We start from the raw sequence: 7109 nt of genomic DNA on the forward strand, positions 1-7109 counted from the left end.
GCGAGTTCGGTGACCTTGGCGAAGCGGGACTCCGGGCCGTCACCGTCCTCGTAGTTGACGGAGTTGATGACCGCACGGCCGCCCAGCTTCTCCAGCCCGGCCCGGATGACGTCCACCTCGGTGGAGTCGAGGACGATCGGAAGGGTGGAGGCGGTGGCGAAACGGCCGGCGAGTTCGGCCATGTCGGCGACACCGTCGCGGCCCACATAGTCGACGCAGAGGTCGAGCATGTGGGCGCCCTCACGGATCTGGTCGCGGGCCATCTCCACACAGTCGTCCCAGCGGGCCTCCAGCATGGCCTCGCGGAACTTCTTCGAGCCGTTGGCGTTGGTGCGCTCGCCGATGGCCATGTACGAGGTGTCCTGGCGGAACGGGACCGTCTGGTAGAGGGAGGCGGCGCCGGGCTCGGGGCGCGGGTCGCGCACGGTGGGCGTGAGGTCCCGGACGCGCTCGACGACCTGCCGCAGGTGCTCGGGGGTGGTGCCGCAGCAGCCGCCGATGAGGGAGAGGCCGTACTCGCGGACGAAGTTCTCCTGGGCGTCGGCGAGTTCGGGGGCCGTCAGCGGGTAGTGGGCGCCGTCCTTGGTCAGCACCGGCAGACCGGCGTTGGGCATACAGGACAGCTGGATGCGGGAGTGGCGGGCCAGATAACGCAGGTGCTCGCTCATCTCGGCCGGCCCCGTCGCACAGTTCAGGCCGATCATGTCGATACCCAGCGGCTCCAGCGCCGTCAGCGCCGCACCGATCTCCGAGCCCAGCAGCATGGTGCCCGTCGTCTCGACGGTCACCGAGACGATCAGGGGGACGTCGTATCCGGCCGTCTCCATCGCGCGGCGCGCGGCGATCACGGAGGCCTTCGTCTGCAGCAGGTCCTGGGTCGTCTCCACCAGCAGCGCGTCGGCGCCGCCGGCCAGCAGGCCCTCGGCGTTCTGCTGGTACGCGTCCCGGATGGCGGTGAACGTGGTGTGGCCGAGGGTGGGCAGCTTGGTGCCCGGACCGATCGAGCCGAGCACCCAGCGCTGCCGGCCGTCGCGGGCGGCGAACTCGTCGGCCGTCTCGCGGGCGATGCGGGCGCCGGCCTCGGACAGCTCGGCGGTGCGCTCGGGGATGTCGTACTCACCCAGTGCGGTGAGGTTGGTGCCGAAGGTGTTGGTCTCCACGCAGTCGACGCCCGCGTCGAAGTACGCGGAGTGCACCGAGCGGACGATGTCGGGGCGGGTGACGTTCAGGACCTCGTTGCAGCCCTCCAGCTGCTCGAAGTCCTCCAGTGTGGGGTCCTGTGCCTGAAGCATCGTGCCCATCGCGCCGTCGGCGACCACCACACGGGTGGCGAGAGCCTCGCGCAGGGCCTCGGATCGGGCCCGGCCGGCGGCGGCGGACGAAGGGGACGGATTCGGCAACGAGGCCATGGAGCTGCTCCCTGGAGTGCGACGGCTGTCGGCTTTGCGGCTTCCCATGGAAGGCGCACGCCGCAAGGGTAGCCCGGAGCGCCACGGATGGTCAGGGGAGTCCACGGGACGGACGGGCGTGGCGTACGCGGCCGAGTGCGGTTTACTCCGACGACGAAATGAACGACGGACACCGTTCCGGCACCACACGCACACCCCACGATCACATGACCCCCGGACGAACACCGGACGGGCACGGAATCGTCACCGCGTGGGGGGCGTGACCGAAAAGCTGTTGACGGGCATTGGCGAGAGGTCGGCAACGACCGGTAGTGTTCGACATTGCCGAACGATGGAAGTTCAGTCGCGTACGGCGGCCGAAGGGGACGGAGGCAGGGACGGGGATGGCACGGAACATCCAGTCGCTCGAACGGGCGGCCGCGATGCTGCGCCTGCTCGCGGGCGGCGAGCGGCGGCTCGGCCTGTCGGACATCGCCTCGTCGCTGGGTCTCGCCAAGGGCACCGCCCACGGCATACTGCGCACGCTCCAGCACGAGGGGTTCGTCGAGCAGGACGACGCCTCCGGGCGGTACCAGCTGGGCGCCGAGCTGTTGCGGCTCGGGACCACCTATCTCGACGTCCACGAGCTGCGGGCGCGCGCCCTGGTCTGGACGGACGACCTGGCCCGTTCCAGCGGCGAGAGCGTCCATCTGGGGGTGCTGCACCAGCAGGGCGTACTGATCGTGCACCACGTCTTCCGGCCCGACGACAGCCGGCAGGTCCTGGAGATAGGGGCCATGCAGCCCCTGCACTCCACGGCCCTGGGCAAGGTCCTCGCAGCCTACGACCCGGTGGCACACAGCGAGGTCCTGGAGGGCGAGCGCAAGGTGTTCACCGAGCGGACCGTCTCCGAGCAGGCCGACTTCGAGGGCGTCCTGGACATCACCCGCGCGCGCGGGTACGCGGCCGACGTCGAGGAGACCTGGGAGGGCGTGGCGTCCATCGCCGCCCCCATCCACGACCGGCGCCGCATGCCCGTCGGCGCGGTCGGCATCACCGGCGCCGTGGAGCGGCTGTGCCGCGAGGGCGAGCTCCGGCCCGAGCTGATCGCGGCCGTACGGGACTGCGCCCGCGCGGTGTCGCGGGACCTGGGCGCCGGGCGGTTCTGACGGCCGCACGGCCCCGGTCCCGACGGCCGCACGACTCCGGTCCCGACGGCCGCACGGCCCCATCTCACCTGACCTGCGAAGGCCGGGACACCCCTGCGGTGTCCCGGCCTTCGCCGCGTCCGGGCCCCACGGGCGCGTACGCGTGGCGCACTGGCGCGGCACCTATAGCAGCGGCCTCAAGACCGATAAGCCACTTCGATCAATAACGATCGCGTTTTCGACAACAGGACTCTTGACTAGGCACTCGCGCCACAGCGAGACTCCCGTCCATCGGTCGGCATTGTCGAACACCTACCGGCAATACGCGCTAGAGTGTGACAACGCCAAGGGCCGGGACAGCTCTCACCCCCGAGGGCGCGAACCCCCGGATGGGACCCGGGGTTCGCCTTCCCCTGGACGAAGGACAAAGGAGTCGCGGGTGTCCAGCTCCGACATCTTCATCGGCGAGACCATCGGTACCGCCATACTCATCCTGCTCGGCGGCGGCGTCTGCGCTGCCGTCACGCTGAAAGCCTCCAAGGCCCGTAACGCCGGTTGGCTCGCCATCACCTTCGGGTGGGGTTTTGCCGTTCTGACGGCCGTCTACACCTCCGCGCCGCTCTCCGGCGCCCACCTGAACCCTGCCGTGACCCTCGCGCTCGCGCTGAAGAAGAACGGCATCGAGTGGGGCGATGTCCCGGTCTACTGGGGCGGGCAGCTGCTCGGCGCGATGATCGGTGCAGCGCTGGTCTGGGTCGCCTACTACGGCCAGTTCCACGCCCACCTCACCGACAAGGACATCGTCGGCGATTCGGCCGCGAAGGGTGCCAAGGCCAAGTCCGTCGAGGCCCGGGAGACCGGCGCCGGCCCCGTGCTCGGCATCTTCTCCACCGGCCCCGAGATCCGGAACGTCGTGCAGAACATAGCCACCGAGGTCATCGGCACCATCGTGCTCGTCCTGGCGGTCCTGACGCAGGGCATGAACGGCGACGGCAAGGGTCTCGGCACTCTCGGCGCCCTGATCACCGCGCTCGTCGTGGTCTCCATCGGTCTGTCCCTCGGCGGCCCGACCGGTTACGCGATCAACCCGGCCCGTGACCTCGGTCCGCGTATCGTCCACGCCCTTCTGCCCCTGCCCAACAAGGGCGGCTCCGACTGGAGCTACGCCTGGGTCCCGGTGGCCGGCCCCCTGATCGGTGCCGCCATCGCTGCAGGCATCTACAACGTCGCCTTCGCTTAAGAGCAACGAGCCGCAGATCCCGGAACCACGCGATTTCGCGAAACGCTCAGCACGCGCCGTACGTACAGCCCCATACCCAGTGAACTTTCAGGAGCACACCGTGACCGACGCCCACACCGCCGGGCCCTTCATCGCCGCCATCGACCAGGGCACCACCTCCAGCCGCTGCATCGTCTTCGACCGCGACGGACGCATCGTCTCCGTCGACCAGAAGGAGCACGAGCAGATCTTCCCGAAGCCGGGCTGGGTCGAGCACGACGCCACCGAGATCTGGACGAACGTCCAGGAGGTCGTCGCCGGGGCCATCGAGAAGGCCGGCATCACCCGCGACGACATCAAGGCCATCGGCATCACCAACCAGCGCGAGACCACGCTGCTCTGGGACAAGAACACCGGTGAGCCCGTCCACAACGCCATCGTCTGGCAGGACACCCGTACCGACGCCCTCTGCCGGGAGCTCGGCCGCAACGTCGGCCAGGACCGCTTCCGCCGCGAGACCGGCCTGCCGCTGGCCTCGTACTTCGCCGGTCCGAAGGCCCGCTGGCTGCTGGACAACGTCGAGGGCCTGCGCGAGCGCGCCGAGGCCGGCGACATCCTCTTCGGCACCATGGACAGCTGGGTCATCTGGAACCTGACGGGCGGTGTCGACGGCGGCAAGCACTACACCGACGTCACCAACGCCTCCCGCACCATGCTGATGAACCTGCACACGCTGGAGTGGGACGAGAAGATCGCCGAGTCCATCGGCGTCCCGCTGTCGATGCTCCCGGAGATCCGCTCCTCCGCCGAGGTGTACGGCGAGGTCACCGGCGGCAGGCTCGGCGACCTGCTCGGCGGCATCCCGGTCGCCTCCGCACTCGGCGACCAGCAGGCGGCCCTGTTCGGCCAGACCTGTTTCGAGGAGGGCGAGGCCAAGTCCACATACGGCACCGGCACGTTCATGCTGCTGAACACCGGTGAGAAGATCATCAACTCCTACAGCGGCCTGCTGACCACGGTCGGCTACCGGATCGGCGACCAGAAGCCGGTCTACGCGCTGGAGGGCTCGATCGCCGTCACCGGTTCGCTGGTGCAGTGGATGCGCGACCAGATGGGGCTCATCAGCACGGCTGCCGAGATCGAGACCCTCGCGCTCTCGGTCGAGGACAACGGTGGCGCGTACTTCGTGCCGGCCTTCTCCGGTCTGTTCGCCCCGTACTGGCGTTCCGACGCCCGCGGTGTGATCGCCGGTCTCACCCGGTACGTCACCAAGGCGCACCTCGCGCGTGCCGTACTGGAGGCCACCGCCTGGCAGACCCGTGAGATCACGGACGCCATGACCAAGGACTCGGGCGTCGAGCTCGCGGCCCTCAAGGTCGACGGCGGCATGACCTCCAACAACCTGCTGATGCAGACCCTCTCGGACTTCCTCGACGCCCCCGTGGTGCGCCCGATGGTCGCCGAGACCACCTGCCTCGGCGCCGCCTACGCCGCCGGTCTCGCCGTCGGCTTCTGGACCAACACCGACGACCTGCGCGCCAACTGGCGGCGGGCCGCCGAGTGGACCCCCCGCATGGACGCGGACACCCGCGACCGTGAGTACAAGAGCTGGCTCAAGGCCGTCGAGCGGACCATGGGCTGGCTCGAGGACGAGAACTGACGAGAGCCGAGCAGGAGCCACCATGGTTTCGTTCGCCTGCTCTGATGAGGAGTAAGAACCCCACATGACCAGTCAGACCACCCTGCAGACCCTGCCTGCCCTGGGTACGCGCCCGGCGTCCGGCTCGAACCCGAGCCGTGCCGAGACCCGGGAGCAGCTCTCCAAGGCGTCGTACGACCTCCTCGTGATCGGCGGTGGCATCCTGGGCATCTCCACCGCCTGGCACGCCGCGCAGTCCGGGCTCAGGGTGGCCCTGGTCGACGCCGGCGACTTCGCCGGCGCCACCTCCTCCGCCTCCTCCAAGCTGCTCCACGGCGGTCTGCGCTATCTGCAGACCGGTGCGGTGAAGCTGGTGGCGGAGAACCACTTCGAGCGCCGTGCGGTGTCTCGCCAGGTGGCCCCCCACCTGGCGAACCCGCTCACGTTCTACCTCCCCGTGTACAAGGGCGGGCCGCACGGCGCGGCGAAGCTCGGGGCGGGCGTCTTCGCCTACTCCGCGCTGTCGGCCTTCGGTGACGGCGTGGGCCACCTGCTCTCGCCGTCGAAGGCCGCGCAGGACGTGCCCGAGTTGCGCACCGACAACCTCAAGGCCGTGGCCGTGTACGGCGACGACCAGATGAACGACTCCCGGATGGCGCTGATGACGGTCCGCGCGGCCGTCGAGTCCGGTGCGGTGGTGCTGAACCACGCCGAGGTCACCGGGCTGCGCTTCACCAAGGGCCGCGTGACCGGTGCCGAGCTGCGCGACCGGCTCTCCGGCGACGAGTTCGGGGTCAGCGCCCGGCTGGTGCTGAACGCGACCGGGCCGTGGGTCGACCACCTGCGCAGGATGGAGAACCCGGACGCGGCCCCGTCCATCCGGCTGTCCAAGGGCGCGCACCTGGTGCTGAAGCGGACGGCTCCGTGGAAGGCCGCGCTCGCCACCCCGATCGACAAGTACCGCATCACCTTCGCCCTCCCCTGGGAGGACATGCTGCTGCTCGGCACGACCGACGAGGTGTACGAGGGCGACCCGGCGGACGTCGCGGTCAACGACAAGGACATAGCCCAGATCCTGGACGAGGCCGCGTTCTCCATCCGGGACCAGCAGCTCGACCGTGACCTGATCACGTACGCCTTCGCCGGTCTGCGGGTGCTGCCGGGCGGGCCCGGTGACACCGCGAAGGCCAAGCGCGAGACGGTCGTCACCGAGGGCCGGGGCGGCATGCTGTCCGTCGCGGGCGGCAAGTGGACGACCTTCCGGCACATCGGCCGCACGATCATGAAGAAGCTGGAGGCGCTGCCGGGGCACCCGCTGGGTGAGGACTTCGAGCCGGTCGCCTCGCTGCCGAAGAAGCTGCCGCTGCCTGGTGTCGCCAACCCGCGCGCGGTCGCCCACCGGCTCCTCGTCGACCGCCCGGCGCCCGGCCCCCGTATGGGCGCCGACACCGCGCGGCACCTGGCCACGCACTACGGGTCGCTGGCCTTCGACATCGCCCGCCTCGCCAACGAGAACCCCGAGCTGGGCGAGCGCGTCCACGCCGACGCGCCGGAGATCTGGGCGCAGGTCGTCTACGCCCGCGACACCGAGTGGGCCGAGACGGTCGACGACGTGCTGCGGCGCCGGACGACGCTGACGATACGGGGGCTGGCGACGGACGAGGTCCGGGCGAAGGTGCAGGATCTGCTCGACAAGAAGTAACCGGGTCCTGGTC

At 69.8% G+C, this 7109-nt stretch carries 5 protein-coding genes; 4 read left to right on the forward strand and 1 reads right to left on the reverse strand.

All coding sequences use genetic code 11. The features are described 5' to 3' along the window. Positions 1 to 1409: homocysteine S-methyltransferase family protein (locus tag ACFU53_RS45320; RefSeq protein ID WP_384005925.1), on the reverse strand; the 1409-nt coding region annotated here is incomplete at its 3' end. A 383-nt stretch (positions 1410 to 1792) separates the two neighbouring features. On the opposite strand from ACFU53_RS45320, the gene ACFU53_RS45325 reads away from it, so the two are divergent. The 4 genes from ACFU53_RS45325 (at position 1793) to ACFU53_RS45340 (ending at position 7096) form a co-directional block, all read left to right on the forward strand. Further along, positions 1793 to 2557, forward strand: a complete 765-nt coding sequence (locus ACFU53_RS45325; RefSeq protein ID WP_384005927.1) for an IclR family transcriptional regulator — start codon at positions 1793 to 1795, stop codon at positions 2555 to 2557. Between the two features lie 418 nt (positions 2558 to 2975). Beyond that, positions 2976 to 3776, forward strand: coding sequence for an MIP/aquaporin family protein (locus ACFU53_RS45330; protein ID WP_384005929.1), 801 nt, complete (start codon positions 2976 to 2978; stop codon positions 3774 to 3776). A gap of 100 nt (positions 3777 to 3876) precedes the next feature. Continuing rightward, positions 3877 to 5415, forward strand: a complete 1539-nt coding sequence (glpK, locus tag ACFU53_RS45335) for a glycerol kinase GlpK (RefSeq protein ID WP_384005930.1) — start codon at positions 3877 to 3879, stop codon at positions 5413 to 5415. Between the two features lie 64 nt (positions 5416 to 5479). Then, complete coding sequence (locus tag ACFU53_RS45340; protein ID WP_384005932.1) at positions 5480 to 7096, forward strand: FAD-dependent oxidoreductase; 1617 nt, start codon at positions 5480 to 5482, stop codon at positions 7094 to 7096. The last annotated feature ends 13 nt before the right edge of the window (positions 7097 to 7109 follow it).

Source organism: Streptomyces sp. NPDC057474, assembly GCF_042802555.1.
Taxonomy (GTDB): Bacteria; Actinomycetota; Actinomycetes; order Streptomycetales; family Streptomycetaceae; genus Streptomyces.